Origin of the sequence: Bacillus sp. 205(2023) (genome assembly GCF_037027485.1) — a bacterium.
GTDB lineage: Bacteria > Bacillota > Bacilli > Bacillales > Bacillaceae > Bacillus > Bacillus halotolerans.
The window spans coordinates 102,771-123,365 of the sequence record NZ_JAXCHF010000001.1 but is presented as its reverse complement, the minus strand read 5'-3'; the positions used below and the strand labels follow the sequence as shown (position 1 = coordinate 123,365).

Annotated in this window: 19 protein-coding genes; all 19 read right to left on the bottom strand. The window is 42.9% G+C overall.

Translation table 11 applies throughout. From position 1 onward, the window contains the following. Nucleotides 1-121: 121 nt before the first annotated feature. Nucleotides 122-391 (bottom strand): 30S ribosomal protein S15, encoded by a 270-nt coding sequence (gene rpsO, locus WA325_RS00630; protein ID WP_003154182.1) that lies wholly within the window; start codon nucleotides 389-391, stop codon nucleotides 122-124. A 156-nt stretch (nucleotides 392-547) separates the two neighbouring features. Then, nucleotides 548-1,498, bottom strand: a complete 951-nt coding sequence (ribF, locus tag WA325_RS00625) for a bifunctional riboflavin kinase/FAD synthetase (RefSeq protein ID WP_105954249.1) — start codon at nucleotides 1,496-1,498, stop codon at nucleotides 548-550. 18 nt (nucleotides 1,499-1,516) lie between these two features. After that, entirely contained in the window at nucleotides 1,517-2,446 is a 930-nt protein-coding gene (truB, locus tag WA325_RS00620; protein WP_105954248.1) for a tRNA pseudouridine(55) synthase TruB, read from the bottom strand. An 84-nt stretch (nucleotides 2,447-2,530) separates the two neighbouring features. Continuing rightward, complete coding sequence (gene rbfA, locus WA325_RS00615) at nucleotides 2,531-2,884, bottom strand: 30S ribosome-binding factor RbfA (protein ID WP_010334286.1); 354 nt, start codon at nucleotides 2,882-2,884, stop codon at nucleotides 2,531-2,533. 16 nt (nucleotides 2,885-2,900) lie between these two features. Continuing rightward, the gene (locus WA325_RS00610; RefSeq protein WP_003220950.1) at nucleotides 2,901-3,179 is read right to left on the bottom strand and encodes a DUF503 domain-containing protein; all 279 of its coding nucleotides are present in this window, start codon (nucleotides 3,177-3,179) and stop codon (nucleotides 2,901-2,903) included. Then, nucleotides 3,176-5,326, bottom strand: coding sequence for a translation initiation factor IF-2 (infB, locus tag WA325_RS00605; RefSeq protein ID WP_105991182.1), 2,151 nt, complete (start codon nucleotides 5,324-5,326; stop codon nucleotides 3,176-3,178). Before infB ends, WA325_RS00610 begins: the two co-directional genes overlap by 4 nt. A gap of 19 nt (nucleotides 5,327-5,345) precedes the next feature. After that, nucleotides 5,346-5,648, bottom strand: coding sequence for a YlxQ family RNA-binding protein (locus WA325_RS00600; RefSeq protein ID WP_024121429.1), 303 nt, complete (start codon nucleotides 5,646-5,648; stop codon nucleotides 5,346-5,348). Between the two features lies 1 nt (nucleotide 5,649). Then, nucleotides 5,650-5,925 (bottom strand): glucose-induced regulator RulR, encoded by a 276-nt coding sequence (gene rulR, locus WA325_RS00595; RefSeq protein WP_010334283.1) that lies wholly within the window; start codon nucleotides 5,923-5,925, stop codon nucleotides 5,650-5,652. A gap of 13 nt (nucleotides 5,926-5,938) precedes the next feature. Next, nucleotides 5,939-7,057, bottom strand: a complete 1,119-nt coding sequence (gene nusA, locus WA325_RS00590; protein ID WP_105954246.1) for a transcription termination factor NusA — start codon at nucleotides 7,055-7,057, stop codon at nucleotides 5,939-5,941. Between the two features lie 33 nt (nucleotides 7,058-7,090). Then, nucleotides 7,091-7,561, bottom strand: a complete 471-nt coding sequence (gene rimP / locus WA325_RS00585) for a ribosome maturation factor RimP (RefSeq protein WP_024121427.1) — start codon at nucleotides 7,559-7,561, stop codon at nucleotides 7,091-7,093. A gap of 334 nt (nucleotides 7,562-7,895) precedes the next feature. After that, nucleotides 7,896-12,209, bottom strand: a complete 4,314-nt coding sequence (locus WA325_RS00580) for a PolC-type DNA polymerase III (RefSeq protein ID WP_024121426.1) — start codon at nucleotides 12,207-12,209, stop codon at nucleotides 7,896-7,898. A gap of 107 nt (nucleotides 12,210-12,316) precedes the next feature. Next, the gene (gene proS, locus WA325_RS00575; RefSeq protein WP_336183054.1) at nucleotides 12,317-14,011 is read right to left on the bottom strand and encodes a proline--tRNA ligase; all 1,695 of its coding nucleotides are present in this window, start codon (nucleotides 14,009-14,011) and stop codon (nucleotides 12,317-12,319) included. 32 nt (nucleotides 14,012-14,043) lie between these two features. Continuing rightward, a complete protein-coding gene (gene rseP / locus WA325_RS00570) occupies nucleotides 14,044-15,312 on the bottom strand; it encodes an RIP metalloprotease RseP (RefSeq protein ID WP_105954244.1) in 1,269 nt (422 codons plus the stop codon). 6 nt (nucleotides 15,313-15,318) lie between these two features. Continuing rightward, nucleotides 15,319-16,470, bottom strand: a complete 1,152-nt coding sequence (gene dxr, locus WA325_RS00565) for a 1-deoxy-D-xylulose-5-phosphate reductoisomerase (protein ID WP_024121423.1) — start codon at nucleotides 16,468-16,470, stop codon at nucleotides 15,319-15,321. 60 nt (nucleotides 16,471-16,530) lie between these two features. Then, the gene (cdsA, locus tag WA325_RS00560; protein ID WP_336183053.1) at nucleotides 16,531-17,340 is read right to left on the bottom strand and encodes a phosphatidate cytidylyltransferase; all 810 of its coding nucleotides are present in this window, start codon (nucleotides 17,338-17,340) and stop codon (nucleotides 16,531-16,533) included. A gap of 3 nt (nucleotides 17,341-17,343) precedes the next feature. Next, a complete protein-coding gene (locus tag WA325_RS00555; RefSeq protein WP_105954242.1) occupies nucleotides 17,344-18,126 on the bottom strand; it encodes an isoprenyl transferase in 783 nt (260 codons plus the stop codon). Nucleotides 18,127-18,256: 130 nt separating this feature from the next. Further along, nucleotides 18,257-18,814 (bottom strand): ribosome recycling factor, encoded by a 558-nt coding sequence (gene frr, locus WA325_RS00550; protein WP_024121420.1) that lies wholly within the window; start codon nucleotides 18,812-18,814, stop codon nucleotides 18,257-18,259. Nucleotide 18,815: 1 nt separating this feature from the next. Further along, nucleotides 18,816-19,538, bottom strand: coding sequence for a UMP kinase (gene pyrH, locus WA325_RS00545; protein ID WP_010334275.1), 723 nt, complete (start codon nucleotides 19,536-19,538; stop codon nucleotides 18,816-18,818). 145 nt (nucleotides 19,539-19,683) lie between these two features. After that, nucleotides 19,684-20,565 carry a translation elongation factor Ts gene (tsf, locus tag WA325_RS00540; protein ID WP_024121419.1) on the bottom strand — a complete coding sequence of 294 codons (882 nt, stop codon included), beginning with the start codon at nucleotides 20,563-20,565 and terminating at the stop codon, nucleotides 19,684-19,686. Nucleotides 20,566-20,595 lie beyond the last annotated feature (30 nt).

The following is a 20,595-nucleotide window of genomic DNA, read 5'->3' as shown; positions in this document are numbered from 1 at the left end:
GAACGAAATGGATTGAACATATCAATGTCAAAGTAGTATGTAAAAGGATTTCAATGATTGGTTATGAAAATTTTTTCGCTTTTATACGATAAAAAAGCGGGAATCCTCCCGCTTTTTACGATTATCGACGTAAGCCTAGTTTGTTAATTAACTCACGGTAACGAGTTACGTCTTTATTACGCAGATACGTAAGAAGATTACGACGCTTACCTACCATTTTAAGAAGACCGCGACGTGAATGGTGGTCTTTCTTGTGAGTACGTAAATGCTCGTTCAAGTTGTTAATTGAATCAGTTAGGATAGCGATCTGAACTTCTGGAGATCCAGTATCAGATTCGTGTGTTTTAAACTCGCTGATGAGTTGGTTTTTACGCTCTTGAGTAATTGCCATCCTGTTTCACCTCCAAATAATATTTAGCCCCAGTTACCTAGCAACCGTCGGTGACTTCGGATTGCCAAGCAAAGGTTTTAAGACTACGAAAACTATCATACTAAAAATCGAGCCTATATGCAAATATTTTAGAATAAAATTTGTGTGCGCTGCATGTTATTTCCGCAAATTGCTGAAATAACGGATCGCTTCCTGCTTATCTTTCTCAATTTGCTCTGTTAATTCTTGAATGCCGTTGAACTTGCGCTCGCTCCGAATACGTTTATACCATTCAATTTTTATAGCGGCTCCGTATACTTCTTGATCAAAATCAAATAAATTGACCTCAATTGAAGGCTGTTCCGGACGTTTTTCATAAAACGTCGGCTTATAGCCGATATTGCAAACGCCGTTGTAAATTTCGCCGTTTATTTCCGCCTTGACGGCATATACACCGGTCGGCGGGACAATATAGCTGTTATTTAAGCCGATATTGGCCGTCGGAAACCCGATTGTCCGCCCTCTTTTATCTCCGTGAATGACAATTCCTTTAATAAAGTAGGGCTGTCCAAGCAAGACATTGGCCAGTTCAACGTCTCCGTTTTGAAGTGCAGTCCGAATATAGCTGGAGCTGATTTTTTTATCCTGCTCCGTCAATTTTTCCACCATTGTGCAATCAGCTTTTCCATCTAAATCAATCGGCATCGTTTCCATTGTTCCTTTGCCGTATTTTCCGTACGTAAAATCAAAGCCTGCCACTGCATGCTGTACATTCAGGCCTAAAATGTACTGATCGACAAACTGCTTAGGAGTCAGAGAAGCAAACACTTCATTGAATTTAACGACATACAGAATCTCCGTGCCTAATTGTTCAATTTGGCTGATTTTATCTTCAAGAGGGGTAATCAGATCCTTTGGTTCCTGATCCCTGCCCAGCACATGGGAAGGATGGGGGTGAAAGGTCATCACAGCTAATGTCAGATTCTTTTCTTCAGCTATCTGTTTAGCTGTGCCGATTACCTTTTGATGCCCTAAATGAACGCCGTCAAAATAACCTAACGCCATCACAGACTTTGGCTGCTCCTCTTTGATTAAATGATGCGGATGTGTAATATGTATCGTCTTCACAGAACGGTCACCTTTTTTCTATTGTTCGCTTTTTTGCATCAATACTTTTGCCGGCTTTAACAGCCCGTGTTTTGTAGGATGAGGGAAATAAATCGCCAGACAGCTTCCGGATTCCGTATAGACTGCGAGACGGTCGTTACTTGTCAGATCCGAGAATTGTTCTGGTGTTTCAAGCAAAGCCCCATTTTCTACTTTCTTAGCTAATGTATCACTTATGATCCATTTCGGCAAATGATTGAGCGCACGTTCAATAGAGACTGTATGCTCTGCTACAGTTCCGGACTCGGCTTGAGCTTCCAGCTCTTCAAACGTAAAGCATTCATCAAGAGAAAAGTCACCGGATGCCGTACGGATCAAATGAGACATATGAGCCGGATATCCGAGCTTTTCGCCAATCATAACCGCCAATGTCCGCACATAGGTTCCTTTTGAACATGTTACTGTAAACCGGAAACTCGCTGTCTCTCCATTATGTTTAACCCCTGTAGTGAGCACAATATCTTCAATGGTAATAAGACGTTTTGGCCGTTCTACTTCAAGTCCCGCTCTTGCATATTCATATAATTTTTTGCCGTTTACCTTTACTGCGGAATACATCGGGGGAATCTGTTCTTGTTGTCCCTTTAAACTGTTTAAAACCTTTTCTACTTCTGCTTCATCAACAGCTTGATCTACTGGCTTTGTTTCAACGGTTTCTCCGGTTTGATCCTCTGTCGTCGTTGAAACACCAAGCGTAATTTCAGCATCATATGTTTTAGACTTCTCAGTTAAATATTCGACAATTTTTGTAGCCCGGCCCACACAAATCGGAAGCACACCTGATACCTCAGGATCAAGCGTTCCCGTATGTCCGACTTTTTTTGTTTTTAGCAGCTTCCGGATCTTCATGACACAATCATGTGATGTCATGCCGACCGGTTTATGTAAAAGGAGAACTCCGTTAACCATATGCCTTTCACTCCTTCTGTTGTGAGGATTTTCTTCAAAACGCAGAAAAGAGGACAGACGACGAACGCCTATCCTCTTCATTTGTTATTCAGACGGGTTCTCTGAATTCAATTGGTGAATCAATGTTTCGATTCGATTTCCGTAATCAATTGATTCATCGAACTCAAATTCAATTTCAGGCGTTTTACGAAGTCTGATGCGGCTGCCGATTTCAGAGCGAATAAACCCTTTCGCCTTAGCAAGCCCTTTCAGTGCTTCCTCCCGTTTTTTCTCGTCTCCGAGAACGGAAATATACACCTTTGCAATTTGTAAATCACCTGATACACGTACATCCGTTACTGTCAGAAAACCAATTCTCGGATCCTTCAGCTTTCGGCTGATAATATCACCGAGTTCTTTTTTCATTTGCTCGCCGACACGGTTTGCTCTCATACTCAATTCAATCACCTCTAAGTTAAAACCACTCTGTTCTAGTGATCGTCCGTTCAATTTCAGGAAAAGAGTCGATAAACGCAAGAACACGCTGCAACTCTTTTTCTGTCTGAACGCGAGAGGAAGAAACAGCGGCAATTCCAAAGCTGGTTCTTTGCCATGTGTCCTGATAGCCAATCTCCGAAATCGAAACATTGAACTTATTTTGAACCCTGGTTAAGATCCGCTTCAGAACGGCGCGCTTTTCTTTTAACGATCCTGCATCATAAATGATGCATTCACATTCCGCAAATCCGATCACGTTCTTTCAATTTCTTGCATGACAAACGCTTCAAGGATGTCACCTTCACGAATGTCATTGTATTTCTTAATCGTTATACCACATTCGTAGCCTTGTGAAACTTCTTTCACATCGTCTTTAAAGCGTTTCAGAACGTCCACTTCGCCTTCGAAGATCACGACGCCGTCACGAATTAAACGGAGGCCGCTGTCGCGCGTAATCGTTCCTTCAGTAACATATCCGCCGGCAATCGTACCGATTTTAGATACTTTAAATGTTTGGCGCACTTCTACTTGACCAATTACTTTTTCTTCATATTCAGGATCAAGCATACCTTTCATAGCTGCTTCAATCTCGTCGATTACTTTGTAAATAATACGGTGAAGACGAATATCTACGTTTTCAGCTTCAGCCGTACTCTTAGCATTACCGTCCGGTCTCACATTAAACCCGATAACAATTGCATTGGAAGCAGATGCTAAAATAATGTCAGATTCTGTGATTGCACCAACGCCTGTGTGGATGATTTTCACTTTAACGCCTTCAACTTCAATTTTTTGAAGTGCGGCTGTTAAAGCTTCGGCAGATCCTTGAACGTCAGCTTTTACGATGAGGTTGATGTCTTTTACATCACCTTGTTTAATTTGCTCGAATAAGTCGTCAAGACTCAGCTTCGCTTTATCGCTGCGCTGCTCTTCAAGCTGTTTGGAAGCACGGGCTTCTCCAACAGAACGAGCTGTTTTTTCATCTTTAAAGACAAGGAATTGATCTCCCGCTTGAGGCACGTCATTTAGACCGGTAATTTCAACCGGAGTAGACGGTCCCGCTGTTTTCACACGGCGACCAATATCATTGACCATTGCACGGACACGGCCAAATGTATTGCCGACTACAATCGGATCACCGACATGCAGTGTTCCAGTCTGTACGAGCAATGTCGCAACTGACCCTCTGCCTTTATCAAGTTCCGCTTCAATAACAGTTCCTTTTGCCTGGCGGTTCGGGTTCGCTTTCAGTTCCTCTACCTCACTGACAAGCAAAATCATTTCAACGAGTTCATCAATGCCTTTTCCAGTTAAAGCGGAAAGCGGAACAAAAATCGTTTCTCCGCCCCAAGCTTCAGGCACAAGTCCGTATTCTGTCAGTTCTTGCATCACACGGTCAGGGTTTGCAGCTTCTTTATCAACTTTATTCACAGCAACGATGATCGGTACTTCTGCCGCTTTGGCGTGGTTGATCGCCTCTACTGTTTGCGGCATTACACCGTCATCCGCAGCTACAACCAGGATCGTAATATCAGTTACTTCCGCACCGCGTGCACGCATTGTTGTAAATGCGGCGTGACCCGGGGTATCCAAGAAAGTGATTTTCTTGCCGTTTTCTTCGATTTGGTAGGCTCCGATATGCTGAGTGATTCCGCCAGCTTCTCCTTCAACAACCTTTGTTTTACGGATGCTGTCAAGAAGCGTTGTTTTCCCATGGTCAACGTGACCCATGATTGTAACGACAGGAGGACGAATTTCAAGATCCTCTTCTTTGTCAGGCTCTTCGTATTTCTCTAATTCAGTTTCTTCAAGGACAATAACTTCTTCAGTTTCAACACCGTATTCTGATGCAATCAGTTCGATTGTGTCTTTATCGAGCTCTTGGTTAATGGTCGCCATAACTCCAAGAAGCATCAGTTTTTTGATGAGTTCAGAAGGCTCTTTGCCAAGCTCTTCAGCCAGCGCGCCGACTGTTAAAGTGCCTGAGAACGTAATTTTTTCAGGAAGCTCTTTTTTCGGCTTCACAGGCTTTTGCTGATGTTGGTTTCTGTTGTTGTTATTGTTGCGTTTATTTTTTTTGTTGTTGTTATTCTTCTTGTTTTTGTTAAATTGATTATTCTGCACGTCATTCTTCTTTCCGTCTCGAATTTTATTTGGTTGATTTCCAGCAGACTGCTGATTTACCCCTTGCGGCTGTTTGTTTTTGTTCGTTTCCGCAGGCTTTTGAGATTTAACGGCTGCGCCGCCTTTTTTAAATTTGGCATCAAGCTGTTTAATGGCCTTTTCTTCAAGCATGGCCATATGATTATTCACTTCTAAATCCATGTTCTTCAGTGCGGTCAAAATTTCCTTACTTGAAACATTTAACGCTTTTGCATATTCGTATACTCTCATTTTAGCCATTCGTTCACCCCCAAAAATATTAATCGAGCAAGCTGATCAGCTTATTCGCAAAACCTTGGTCAGTGACGGCGACAACGACACGGGATTCTTTACCGATAGAGCGTCCAAGAATCGCGCGATCCGCGACTTTTTTATAAGGAACTTTATAATAATTGCACTTGTCGGTTACTTTCTTTGCTGTGTTAGATGATGCATCCTCTGTAAGCAGGACAAGCTTCGCACGCGCATTCCTGATTTCTTTAATAACCAAGTCCTCGCCTGACACGACCTTACGAGCTCGATTGGCCAGACCCAGCAAGGGAAACCATTCCATTCCAGACATTTTATTTTTTCACCTTTTCCGCCAGTTCCAGCAATTCTTCGAAAATCTGGTCATCGATTTGTGATTGAAATTGATTTTGCAAAGTGTTTTTCTTTTTTGCCGCTAAGATGCACTCTTTATCCAGCGTTAAATAAGCACCCCGCCCGTTCTTTTTCCCGGTCGGATCTACTGAGATTTCGCCTTCTTTTGAACGTACAACTCGGATTAGTTCCTTTTTAGGCTTCATTTCTCCAGTCACTACACACTTGCGTAACGGGATCTTTTTGTGTTTATTCACCTAAGGTCACCTCTTATTCATCCGATTCAGCAGTTTCAGGCTCCGTAAAGAGCGGCTCTTCGTCTTCTTCTTCAAGTTCTCTCGGATAGATTCCAAGCTCTCTTGCGTCTGTTTCGCTCTTAATATCAATCTTCCAGCCTGTCAATTTAGCAGCTAAGCGTGCGTTTTGTCCTCTTTTGCCAATCGCCAGAGACAGCTGGTAATCAGGAACAATAACAGTTGTCGCTTTTTCTTCTTCATTCACGATGACATCCAGCACTTTCGAAGGGCTGAGCGCATTCGCGACAAATTCTACAGGATCATTCGACCAGTTGACAATGTCAATTTTTTCACCTTTTAATTCATTGACAATCGCCTGAACACGCTGGCCTTTAGGACCGACGCAAGAGCCCACCGGATCCACATCAGGATCATCAGTGCGAACAGAAATTTTCGAACGGTCGCCTGCTTCTCTGGCAACAGATTTCAGCTCTACAGTTCCATCATAAATTTCCGGCACTTCGATTTCAAATAAACGCTTCAAGAGGCCTGGGTGTGTTCTTGACACATAAATCTGCGGGCCTTTCGTCGTTTTTTCTACTTTTGTGATATAAACCTTAATGCGGTCATGAGGCTTATAGCTTTCATTCGGCATTTGTTCATTAACCGGCAGCAAAGCTTCAATTTTGCCTAGAGACACATAGATAAATTTATTGTCCAGGCGCTGGACGATACCAGTCATGATGTCTTCTTCACGGTCAATAAACTCAGAATAGATCACACCGCGTTCAGCTTCGCGCACACGCTGTGTCACGACCTGCTTCGCTGTTTGGGCCGCAATGCGTCCGAAATCCTTAGGCGTTACTTCAATCTCTACAACATCGCCTACCATATATTCCGGGTGGATGCTTTGCGCCTCTTCGATTGAGATCTCCAGTCTTTGATCGTATACCTCATCAACGACATCTTTTCTTGCGAATACACGGATTGTACCTGTTTCACGGTTCAAATCCACCCGTACATTCTGCGCCTGATTAAAATTTCGCTTATAAGCAGAAATTAAAGCAGCTTCGATTGCTTCAATGATAATTTCTTTGCTGATGCCTTTTTCTTTTTCAAGAATGGTGAGAGCATCTAATAATTCACTGCTCATGTTAACGGTCTCCCCCCTTAAAACTTGTATTCATTAGAATGTGACAGCTAATCTTGCGTTAGCTATTTTTTCATACGGAATATCGATCCGTTTCTTTCTTGTTTTGATTGTCATCTCAACTGTCACTGTTTGTCCATCGAATTCAGCCAGCTGTCCTTCAAACACTTTTACGCCGTCAATCGGCTCATAGGTCTTAATGTATACATTTTTCCCAAGTGATTTTTCGAAATCGGCTTTTTTCTTTAATGGACGCTCAGCTCCCGGGGATGAAACCTCAAGAAAGTAATTTTGGCTGATTGGGTCTGCCTCATCAAGCTTCTCGCTTAGAGCTTCGCTTACTTTGGCACATTCCTCAATATCCACACCGTCATCGGAATCAATAAACACGCGAAGGAACCAGCTTTGACCCTCTTTGACAAATTCAATGTCAACGAGTTCGAGCTGAAGGCTGTCTACGATTGGCTGAGCCATTTCTTGAACGGTGTCAGTCACTTTTTTGCTCATGTTCTTCCTCCTTGTGCTGTCGATATCATATTCGTCTCGTCACTCTGCATAAAAACCCTGCTTCAAAAGAGCAGGGGCTTTAAAGTAAACGATGAACATGTCGAGACAAAATTGTCTTGTTCAATACAAAAGAGCGGGTTTCCCCACTCTTTGCCTCGGTAATCGTTAGCATTTCCAATAAAACTATACCATAACCATATTTTTATTGCAAATGGATATACGTTTACCTTTACGCTGTTAAGCTGATCACAGGGACTCTTACTCATACGATTGCACTTTTGCCGCTCATGTATGCATAAAAGCCGAATTTCTTAAGAAATTCGGCTTTTATATGCTAAAACAGCGATAATTGGTTTTGATCCGGCAATGACTCCAAACAGCCGTGACGATCTAAATACTCTAAAATCGTTTTTGATACTTTCCCTCTCTTTTGCAAATCTTCTTTTGAGAGAAATTCTCCTTCTTCACGGGCCTTTACAATATTTAGAGCGGCGTTCGTACCTAATCCAGGAATAGAATTAAACGGCGGGATCAGGCTGTTGCCGTCAATAATAAATTCCGTTGCGCTGGAGCGGTATAAATCGACTTTTTGGAATGAATAGCCTCTTTCACACATTTCCAGCGCTAATTCTAATACTGTGAGAAGGTTTTTTTCCTTCGGCGACGCATCAAGCCCTTTGGAGTTTATATCCTCCATGACGGCTTTGATTGCTGTGGAGCCTTTGATCATTGTATCAATATCAAAGTCGTCTGCACGAACCGTAAAATAAGCCGCATAATACAGAAGCGCGTGATGCACTTTAAAGTAAGCAATACGGACCGCCATTAATACATAAGCCGCGGCGTGGGCTTTCGGGAACATGTATTTAATCTTTTTGCAGGAATCGATATACCAGTCTGGGACATTGTTATTTTTCATTTCTTCTTCCCATTCAGGCGTTAAACCTTTTCCTTTACGGACAAATTCCATAATTTTAAACGCCAGTGACGGCTCGAGCCCTTGATAGATTAAATAAACCATAATGTCATCACGGCAGCCGATCACCTCACTCAGCTCACAAATATTATTGTGAATGAGCTCTTGCGCATTGCCGAGCCATACATCTGTTCCGTGAGACAGCCCTGAAATCTGAACGAGCTCAGAAAACGTTGTTGGCTTTGTGTCTTCAAGCATTTGCCGGACAAAGCGGGTTCCGAATTCAGGAATTCCCAGAGTGCCCGTTTTACATCCAATCTGTTCCTGTGTGACACCGAGTGATTCGGTTCCTTGGAAGATTTTCATTACTTCAGGGTCATCCGTCGGAATCGTTTTCGGATCAATTCCGCTTAAATCTTGAAGCATACGGATTACCGTCGGGTCATCGTGCCCCAGAATATCAAGCTTCAGCAGGTTGTCATGAATGGAATGGAAGTCAAAATGAGTCGTTTTCCATTCAGAACCTGTCGCATCTGCCGGAAACTGAATCGGAGAGAAATCATAAATATCCATATAATCCGGAACTACAATAATACCGCCAGGGTGCTGTCCGGTCGTCCGTTTTACACCTGTACAGCCCTGCACAAGCCGGTCGATTTCGGCGCCGCGCATATGGAGATTATTGTCGCCGGCATAGCCTTTTACGTAACCGTAGGCTGTTTTTTCTGCAACCGTGCCGATCGTTCCCGCACGGTATACGTTGTCTTCTCCGAACAATACTTTTGTATAATTGTGGGCCTGCGGCTGATATTCCCCTGAGAAGTTCAAATCGATATCAGGTACTTTATCCCCTTTAAATCCCAGGAACGTTTCAAACGGAATATCGTGCCCGTCTTTTTTCAAAGGCGTTCCGCAATGAGGACACATTTTGTCAGGCAGGTCAAAACCTGAACCGACAGATCCGTCATTAAAGAACTCAGAATGCTGGCATTCAGCACATATATAGTGCGGCGGCAGCGGGTTCACCTCTGTGATCTCAGTAAGTGTCGCAACTAATGAAGAACCTACCGATCCCCGTGACCCTACCAGATACCCGTCATCGAGAGATCTCTTTACGAGTTTATGAGAGATCAAATAAATAACAGCAAAGCCGTGGCCGATGATACTTTTCAGTTCTTTTTCAATACGCGCTTCAACGATTTCAGGGAGCTGCTCTCCGTAAATGCTACGTGCACGCTGATAGCTCATTTCCCTGATCTCTTCATCAGCGCCTTCGATTTTCGGCGTATATAAATCATCTTTAATCGGCTTGATGTCTTCAATTAAAGATGCAACCTTTTGTGTGTTGGTAACAACGATTTCCTTCGCTTTTTCTTCCCCTAAGAAGGAAAAGGCTTCAAGCATTTCATCTGTCGTTCTGAAATGCACTTTCGGGAGTTCGTGTCTGTTCAGCGGATTCGCGCCGCCCTGAGAGGATACTAAAATCTTTCTGTAAATTTTGTCCTCATCATTCAAATAATGAACATTTCCTGTTGCGACAACAGGTTTATTAAGCTTTTCACCGAGTTTGGTGATATTCGTAATGATTTCTTTCAGCGATTTTTCATCGCGAACCAGTTCTAGCTCAAGCAAGTGGCGGTACACCTCAGGCGGTTGAACCTCGAGATAATCGTAGAATGACGCAACATCCTCCACCTCTTCCGGCGACTTTTGCATCATGCCTTCAAAAACCTCTCCTCTGTCGCAGGCTGAACCGATCAGAAGGCCTTCCCTGTATTTCTCAAGCTGAGATCTTGGAATACGCGGCACTCTGTAAAAATAATGAATATGGGAAAGTGAAACGAGCTTAAATAAGTTTTTCAAGCCTGTGCTGTTCACCGCCAGCACTGTTGCATGATACGGTCTTGACCTTTGATAAGCGTTGGACTGACCCATATTTTCATTCAGCTGGTCATGATACTGAATGCCCTTTTCAGCAGCATCCTCCAGCATTTTCAAAAGCAAATAAGCGGTTGCCTCGGTATCGTAGATCGCACGGTGATGCTGTGTAAGTTCAATGTTAAACTTTTTACACAGCGTGTTCAGACGGTGATTCTTAAATTCCGGATAAAGAAAACGGCCGAGCTCCAGCGTATCAATAACAGGATTTTTTGCTTTTTCAACTTGGAGAAGCTTTTTGAAAGCAACGTTTAAAAATCCCATATCGAAGCTTGCATTATGGGCGACGAGAATATCATCGCCAATCCATTCTCTGAAATCTCTTATCACGTCTATTACATCCGGCGCGTCGACCAGCATATCATCAGTGATGCCTGTCAGTTCAATGATTGTCGCCGAAAGCGGACGATGCGGGTTGGCAAATGACTCAAACTTATCAATGATCTCCCCGCCTTTCACTTTTACAGCCGCCAGTTCAATAATCGTATCATACACAGCGGAAAGTCCGGTTGTTTCGACGTCAAAAACGACATATGTTTCTTCATCAAGCAAACGGTGTGCGGGATTATAAGCAATCGGCACCCCGTCATCCACGATGTTGGCTTCCATTCCGTAAATCATTTTAATTCCATGTTTTTGGGCAGCAGAATACGCATCTGGGAAGGATTGAACGACAGCATGGTCAGTCAAAGCGATCGCCTCATGCCCCCATTTTTTCGCCTGTTCAACAAGCTTTCCGATGCCTGTTACAGCATCCATTTGGCTCATTGGGGAATGCAGATGCAATTCTACCCTTTTTTCTCCTTCAGGCGCCGTGTCTTCACGGTTTTTTGCTTTTATCTCATTTACATCGTTTGCAATCATGACCAGATCTCGGACAAAGGTGTCGTTTTGAATGCTTCCGCGCGCTTTTACCCACATGCCTTTTTTCAGAGACTTCATCAGGGCCGCATCTTCTTTTTCTCTTGCAAACATTTTAATTAAGATACTATTTGTGTAGTCAGTAATTTTGAAGATGCACAGCGTGCGCCCGCTTTTCAGTTCTCTGGTTTCCACATCAAACACATAACCCTGAACCGTAATTCTCCGTTCCTCGTCCATTATGCTGTCAAGTGTTCTGATTTCCTCATTATCTTTAATTTGATAGCCGATAACAAGAGGCCCTGAAGGAGCTTGGTCTTCATCACTTTCTTTATCTTTCTTCTCCATTTCAATTAAAGCCTGCATCGCCCGTTCTTGATCTTCAGCTAGCTTTTGTTCCCGAAACTTTTGCACTTCTTGATCAGATACAAATATTTCAGCATCAAGCTGAAAATCCGGAAACCCAAATTGACGGTATCCCGCTTGAATCATCGCACTGTATTTGTTCTTAAGAGCAGATGCTTCTGTATCCGTTTTTGTTTTGACAATCAGTTTGTTGCCCTTCAGCTTTGGTTTTTGCTGGCTTAAGAGACTGATAATCGGCGGTGAAATGCCTTGCAGCTCTTCAATGCAGCGTGTCCAGTAATCCTGCACGAGGCCTTCATCAACCTCGGCATCATGCACTTCGATTGAAGACGTCACTTTTGCAATATGGGCAAACGATTGCGTCAGCCTCATGGTTAACATGTCATATATTTGATAAGGCAGCAAAGATTTGAATTTAAAATGAAAATGCCAGGATTTAGACGCTTTGTGTATCGTCAGCTTTTTAATCTCGCCATCTTCAAAGTATGTCATGAAGGTATCATCTGTCATATTAATCTGCTGCAGAAGAATTTGAAACTGCCTTCTGTTTACTGATAACTGTTCCATTAAGACAGTATCCCCCCTAAAAACATCATAAGTGAAGGTACCTCAGGCAATGAGGTACCTTCTATTATTTCTATTTTAACATGTTTTTTGATAAATCGTTATGGTGTTTACTGCTTGCTGATAAAAGCAGATAACTCATCAACAGAAACTTCTGTTGACTCACCCGTTTTGCGGATTTTCACTTCCACAATTCCTTCATCAGCCCGTTTGCCGACAGTAATACGGATTGGAAGACCGATTAGATCCGAGTCAGCAAATTTTACGCCGGCACGTTCCGCACGATCGTCATACAGCACTTCATAGCCTTTCGCCTTTAAATCAGCGTACAGCTTTTCAGCCAATTCTTTTTGCGCATCGTTTTTGATATTCAGTGCAAGAATATGAAGATCATACGGCGCGACGCTTTTTGGCCATATTAAGCCTTTTTCGTCGTGATGCTGTTCAGCAATAGCAGAAAGGGTTCTGGAAACACCGATTCCGTAACAGCCCATCAGCATTGGCTGTGCCCGTCCGTTTTCATCTAAATATGTCGCATTCATCGCTTCAGAATAACGAGTTCCAAGCTTAAAGACTTGTCCGACTTCGATTCCTTCTGCAAAACGGATCGTGCCTTTGCCGTCTGGTGACGGGTCGCCTTCCTTAATAAAGCGAAGATCGGCAAATTCTTTAATTTGCGCATCACGGGTTACGTTGACATTTTTATAATGATAATCTCCTTCATTCGCACCGGCAACAGCATTAACCATTGCTTTAACAGCGAAATCTGCATAGGCGTCAATCTCTTGATTCACACCGATAGGTCCGACAAAGCCAGGCTCTGTTCCAAGCTGCTGAACGACCTCTTCATGAGAAGCAAGTTCCATAACCTCTGCATGCAGGAGATTCTTCACTTTAATTTCATTCACTTCGTGATCCCCTCTTACAAGTACCAGAACAAAACGGTCATCCGCTTTAAACAATACCGATTTAATGCAGGCTTCAGCTGAGACCTGTAAAAATGCAGTCAGCTCATCGATCGTTTTCACATTAGGAGTGTGCACTTTTTCTAAAGCGATAGGCTCTTCATTTGAAGGGACTTCCTGATAAAGAACTTCAGCCATTTCGATATTGGCTGCATATTGTGATTCATCAGAATACGCAATGGTATCCTCTCCGATGTCAGAAAGTGCCATAAACTCATGTGTATCTTTTCCACCCATGGCACCTGAGTCAGCGATAACAGGTCTTACATTAATGCCGCAGCGGGCGAAAACATTAGAATACGCATTGTACATTTTTTGATATGTTTCATCCAAGCTCTCTTCAGAAGCATGGAAAGAATAAGCATCCTTCATAATGAATTCGCGGCCTCTTAATAAACCGAAGCGAGGGCGTTTTTCATCCCTGAATTTAGACTGGATTTGGTACAGAGTCAGAGGGAGACGCTTATAGGATTTAACCTCATCGCGAACGAGTGAAGTGATCACTTCTTCATGCGTTGCCCCTAAAGCAAATTCACGGCCGTGACGGTCTTTAAGTCTCATCAGTTCAGGACCGTACGTATACCATCTGCCTGATTCCTGCCATGTCTCAGCCTGCTGCAGCGCGGGCATAAGCATTTCTACAGCGTCGATTTTTTCCATTTCCTCACGGACGATCTGCTGAATGTTTTGAATAACCTTATACGCAAGAGGCATATAGCTGTATACCCCGCTCGTATTCTGTCTGATAAATCCTGCTCTTAGAAGAAGCTGATGACTTTTCGCTTCGGCATCAGCTGGAACTTCACGGAGCGTAGGAATAAGCGTCAAGCTTTGTCTCATTTCTTCGCACCTCTGATTGATTTACTTTTCATTTACAAAAACAGCCGCTGGATATCGTTCCATGTAACGACCAGCATAAGAAGCATTAGGAAAGCGACTCCGATAAACACCACAAAGGCTTCTTTTTCTCTGTTGATCGGTTTGCCCCGAATGGCTTCTATAAATAGAAACAACAGTCTTCCGCCGTCAAGAGCCGGAATCGGAAGCAGGTTGACGATACCAAGGTTAATACTTAAAAATGCAGCAAACTGGAATAAATTAATAATTCCCGTTTTTGCCACTTGGTCTGTCATATCGTATATGCCGACAGGACCTGAAAGCATATCAATTTTAAATTGTCCTGTCACTAATTTACTGAGATTCGTTAATATCGCTTTTGTAACATCCACAGTTGATGTTGCACCATAAGCAACTGCTGAGAGAACGCCTTTCTCAGTTGGCGCGTAAGAACCAAAGCGGCCGATTGTTTTTTTGTTCTCATCTTTAACGGCTTCCGGAGTAACTGAAATGTGGAGCGTTTTGTTATCTCTATTTACCTCAACGTCAATTTCTTTTTCCGGGTTTTCTTTTACCGCAGAGACAATGTCGGTCCAGGACCTCATCTTCTCTCCGTTAATGCTTTGAATGTAATCTCCTTCTTTTAGCCCTGCTTCGGCTGCCCGTCCGTTGTCTGTCAGTTGTCCAAGCATAGGCTCATTTGACGGAACACCCTGAATCAGCCCAAGCATCACTAAAATGACATAAGCCAATATGAAATTCATAATCGGACCTGCGGCAATCGCCTTAATTCGCTGCCACACAGGTTTGGAACCAAACTGGCGGTTATACGGCGCGATCTGAACTTCTTCTCCGTCTACAATGAAAAAGGAGGTTTCACTCACACTAAAGCTGGAAAGCTCATCCTCTTTCCCCTGTTCATAGCCGGTGATCTTCATGTCATGCTCTAGGTCCGCCGTTTCCACCTCGATAATTAAAGCATCCGGGTATTTTTCCTTTTGATTGATGATGACTTTTTCAACCTGATCCTCTTTGTTAAAAAGAAGCCCGATCGTGTAGCCGGGTTTCACCTCAATCATTTCCGGATCTTCGCCGGCCATGCGGACAAACCCGCCGACCGGGAGAAGTCTGATCGTATACACCGTTTCATTTTTTTTGAATGAAAAGATTTTTGGACCAAAGCCGATCGCAAATTCACGGCACAAAATTCCCGCTCTTTGGGCTAACAACAAATGGCCCAGTTCATGGAAGAAAACGAGCGTTCCGAAAATAATGATAAACGCTATAACTGTATTCACGAACATACCACCTTATGTGAGTATTGAATTGACGTATCCCCGGGTATCTTTGTCCACTTCCTGAATGTCTGCCAAGCTTGGCTTTTGAATAAGCTGATGGCGGTTTAATGCCTTTTCGATACAGTCTTCAATCGCTAAAAACGATATCTTGCCCGCTAAAAAGGCGGCGACAGCCACTTCATTTGCCGCGTTTAGCACAGTCGGCATTGTTCCCCCTATTTTACCTGATTCAAAGGCAAATTGTAAGCAGCGGAACCTGTCAAAGTCAGCTTTCTCAAAATGAAGACTGCCGATTTCCCACAGCTCGAGCCTTTTGGCGTCTGGCAATGGCAATCGGTCGGGATAGGTGAGCGCATATTGAATCGGAACCCTCATATCAGGAGTGCCGAGCTGTGCAATCACACTTTTGTCATGAAACTCTACCATGGAATGGATGATGCTTTCCTTATGTAAGACCACATCGATTTGTTCATATGGAATATCGAAAAGCCAATGCGCCTCAATCACCTCTAATCCCTTATTCATCATTGTAGCCGAATCAATCGTAATTTTTGCACCCATTGACCAATTCGGGTGCTGTAATGCATCTTCAATTGTAACTGATTCGAGCTGCTCCCGCGTCTTGTCCCGAAAACTTCCGCCGGACGCCGTAATGATAAGGCGATCAATGTTTTTAGCCTGTTCGCCTTGGAGGGCTTGAAAAATGGCTGAATGCTCACTGTCAACGGGCAGCAGCGGAACATTGTATTTCTTAGCATGTTCTTTAACTATATGCCCGGCAGTGACAAGAGTTTCCTTATTTGCAAGCGCAATTGTTTTTTTCTGTTCGATCGCCTTTAACGTAGGGATGAGACCGACACTTCCAAGCAAGGCATTGACAACAATATCGACTTCCTCCATAACTGCCGCTTCAATCAGGCCTTCTTCACCAAGCCCGATCTGGCAATCAAATGAAAAAGAAACTTGTTTTAATTTGTGATATGTATCCAGATCACCGACAGATACAAACTTCGGCTGAAAGGCCTCTATCATCGGCACGGCCTTATCAATATTTTTGCCGAACGACATAGATACCAGCTGAAATTGGTCTTGGTGCGTACGCAATACGTCAAGAGTCTGTTCGCCGATTGATCCTGTTGCTCCTAAAAGACAAATATTTTTCAAAGTGCCACTACTCCTATTCTTTTTGCTGCATATTCAGTCTCATATTCATATTAGACTTTTTTATGAAAAAAGGGCAAGCAGAAAGTACAAGAAAGGCATGACAAACAAAAAACTGTCAAAACGGTCTAGCACACCGCCATGCCCGGGAAGGATCTTCCCAGAATCCTTTACATCGTAATGTCTTTTCAGAGCGGATTCTACTAAATCCCCAATCTGTCCGAAAACAGACAAAAACAGTGTGATCAAAAGCAGATAGAAGTATGGGATCGGCAAGTTTGCGACAAGCTGAAAAATCGTCGAAAGTACAAGTGCAATGACGATTCCGCCTACAAATCCCTCAACTGTTTTATTAGGGCTGATTTCAGGCCACAGTTTTCGTTTTCCAAGCGATTTCCCGACAAAATATGCACCGGAATCAGTCGACCAAATCACGACACAGGCATAAAAAATGTATGTCAGCCCGTGCTGATCAAGGTTTCTGATTTCAATAAAATAATGAAAACACATTCCGATGTAAATCGTTGCAAGGGTAATAAAGCCGACTTCATCAAAGGTAAAAGTGTTCTTCACCAATACTGTGTACGTCAGTAAAATCAGTACTGCGAACAAAGCCGTTTCAATTTTCGAGATACTATTCGCTTCAAAAAAAGAATACTGGCTTGGCATTAAGAACATCCATAACAATAAAAGACTGATCAATCCAGGCAGTGAAACAAGCTTAAGTTTTTTCATCCGCAGAAGCTCAAAAAGCGCCACACTGCCCATTGCATAAACTAATATGGTGAACGGCAAATTCCCGACAATAACTAAAAATAAAAAAACAATTGCTGCCAGAACACCTGTCAAAATTCTTTGTTTCATGTCCACCATCCTCTAAATTCCGCCAAACCTCCGGCCCCGTTGCTGATATTCTCCTAACGCCTGCAAGAAATGATTTTCTTTAAAGTCAGGCCACAGAACGTCAGTAAAGACAAATTCACTGTAGGCAACCTGCCAAAGCATAAAGTTGCTTAGTCTAATCTCGCCGCTCGTTCGAATTAAAAGTTCAGGATCCTGCAAAGATTCAGTCATTAAATGATTAGAAAAAAGCGATTCATCAATGTCTTCTATTTTCAAAGAACCATCCTTCACTTTTTCCGCGAGTGCTTTTGCAGCAGTGACAATTTCAGTACGGCCCCCATAGTTGAGAGCAAAATTAAGGATCAGCCCGTCATTTTGCGCCGTATCCTTTACAGCCTTTTCAATCGCTCGCATTGTGTGCGGCGGCAAGGCTGATTCATCTCCTATAATCCGGACCTGCACATTCTCCTCAACAAGTTCCGGTAGATACGTATTCAAAAACTCTTCAGGAAGCTTCATCAAAAAATCAACTTCCATTTTCGGCCGCTTCCAGTTTTCTGTTGAAAATGCGTACAGGGTCAGTACTTTGACACCCAATTCGTTAGCAAGCTTTGTTGTCCTTTTAACCACCTTCATTCCTTCGTGGTGGCCTGCAATTCGGGGGAGAGAGCGTTTTTTAGCCCAACGGCCATTTCCATCCATTATAATGGCGATGTGTTCAGGGATTTCTCCCTTAAGTATGTCTTCTTTTGTATAGCGTTCTAAGTTGGAAGCCGCAGTTTGCTGGTTCTTCCAATTTTTGAGTATGTTGAGCATGAGATTCCTCCGTCACCCAAAAAGGTTGCATTCCCTGCTGATAACCAATGTAATCAACAGTATTAACAAAAAAACCCCCTGTAAACATGAGAGGGTCTTTTCACTATTATCTATTGTACATAGTTTTTCATTAAACTTCCATGATTTCTTTTTCTTTGTCTTTTGTGACACTGTCAATTTTTGACACATATTCATCTGTCAGTTTTTGAACATCTTCATTGGAAGCACGCAGCTCATCTTCAGTGATGTCTCCGTTTTTCTCAAGTTTTTTGAGATCATCGTTCGCATCACGGCGTACATTTCGTACAGCTACTTTTGCGTCTTCAGCATATTTTTTTACAACTTTGACTAATTCTTTACGTCTTTCTTCTGTTAGCGCAGGAATCGCAATGCGAATCATATTGCCGTCGCTCGTTGGCGTTAAGCCTAAATCCGCTTTTAAAATTGCTTTTTCGATATCACCGATTGCTGACTTGTCGTATGGTGTTATGACCAGCATACGAGCTTCAGGCACGTTAATAGAAGACAGCTGGTTTAAAGGTGTCTGCGCTCCGTAATATTCAACTGTTACTTTATCTAATAAAGATGGGTTCGCACGGCCTGCGCGTACAGTCGCCAATTCACGCTGATAAGCAGCAATTGCTTTTTCCATTTTTTCTTTCGTTTGTGTTAATACTTCTTTTGACACGTTATTTCCCCCTCACGATCGTTCCGATTGATTCGCCTGTCACGGCGCGTTTAATATTTCCTTCTTCCATAATAGAAAAGACGATTAGCGGAATGTCATTATCCATGCATAATGATGATGCTGTTGAATCCATCACTTCCAAGCCGTCTTTTAGAACGTCAAGATAAGAAAGCGATTCATATTTTACAGCTGATTCATCTTTTCTAGGATCAGCATTATACACACCGTCAACATTGTTTTTAGCCATTAAAATAACGTCTGCTTCAATTTCAGCAGCGCGCAGTGCAGCTGTCGTATCAGTTGAGAAATATGGGTTTCCTGTACCCGCAGCAAAAATAACGACACGTTTTTTCTCTAAGTGGCGTATCGCTTTTCTTCTGATATACGGTTCAGCAACTTGTCTCATTTCAATGGATGTTTGCACTCTGGACTGGATTCCGAGTGTTTCCAAGCTGTCTTGAAGAGCAAGCGAGTTCATCACTGTCGCCAGCATCCCCATATAGTCTGCAGTTGCGCGGTCCATGCCCAGGTCACTTCCTGTTTTTCCGCGCCATAAGTTGCCGCCGCCTACTACAACAGCCACTTCGACTTCAAGCTCAGCGATTTCTTTCACTTGCTTTGCAATGGATTGAATGACAGTAGGGTTAATTCCATTACCCTGTTCCCCTGCCAATGCTTCCCCGCTAAGCTTTAATACGATACGTTTGTATTTTGGTTTTTCCATAATAACCTCCAAGTGTAAACATTGCCGTTTTCTATTATGCAAGAGAAAAAAAGGTTTGTAAATATAGTTTTAAAAATAGGGAACACAAAGTGTGTCCCCTATACTGCCTGAAAAGACGCGACTTGATCGCGACATCTTTTCACCATTATTTTTTCACTTGGTTCATTACTTCTTCAGCAAAGTTTTCTTGACGTTTTTCGATACCTTCGCCAACTTCATAGCGAACGAAAGTTTCAACAGTTGCGTTTTTCGCTGCAACAACTTGTTTCACTTTTTCATCTGGGTTTTTAACGAATGCTTGGTCTAAAAGACAAATTTCTTCGAAGAATTTGTTCAGACGGCCTTCAACCATTTTCGCTACGATGTTTTCAGGTTTTCCTTCTTGAAGAGCTTGCTGAGTTAAGATTTGACGCTCATGGTCTGTTTCTTCTTCTGATACTTGGTCACGAGAAATGTAACGAGGGTTAACCGCAGCAACATGCATTGCGATATCTTTCGCAGTTTCTTCGTCAGTTGTACCGTTAAGAACAGTTAATACACCGATGCGTCCGCCCATGTGAAGGTAAGCACCGAATGCAGAGCTGTCATCTTTTGTAAGAACAGCAAAGCGGCGAAGCGTGATTTTCTCACCGATTTTAGCAACTGCACTTGTAATGTACTCTTCTACAGTAGAGCCGTTGTCCATTTTTTGGCCCATTGCTTCTTCAACATCTGCAGGAGTGTTTGCAAGAAGGTGGTCAGCCAATGTGTTAAGAAGCTCTACGAAGCCTTCGTTTTTCGCAACGAAATCAGTTTCAGAGTTTACTTCTAAAATAACACCTTTGTTGCCGTCAGTTTTAATAAGAGTTGAACCTTCTGCTGCGATACGGTCAGCTTTTTTCGCTGCTTTTGCAATTCCTTTTTCTCTAAGAAGGTCAATTGCTTTGTCCATATCTCCATCAGTTTCAGTTAACGCTTTTTTACAATCCATCATACCCGCGCCAGTTTTTTGACGCAGTTCTTTTACTTGCTGTGCAGTAATAGCCATTTGTATTCCTCCTTATATGTTTAAACAAGA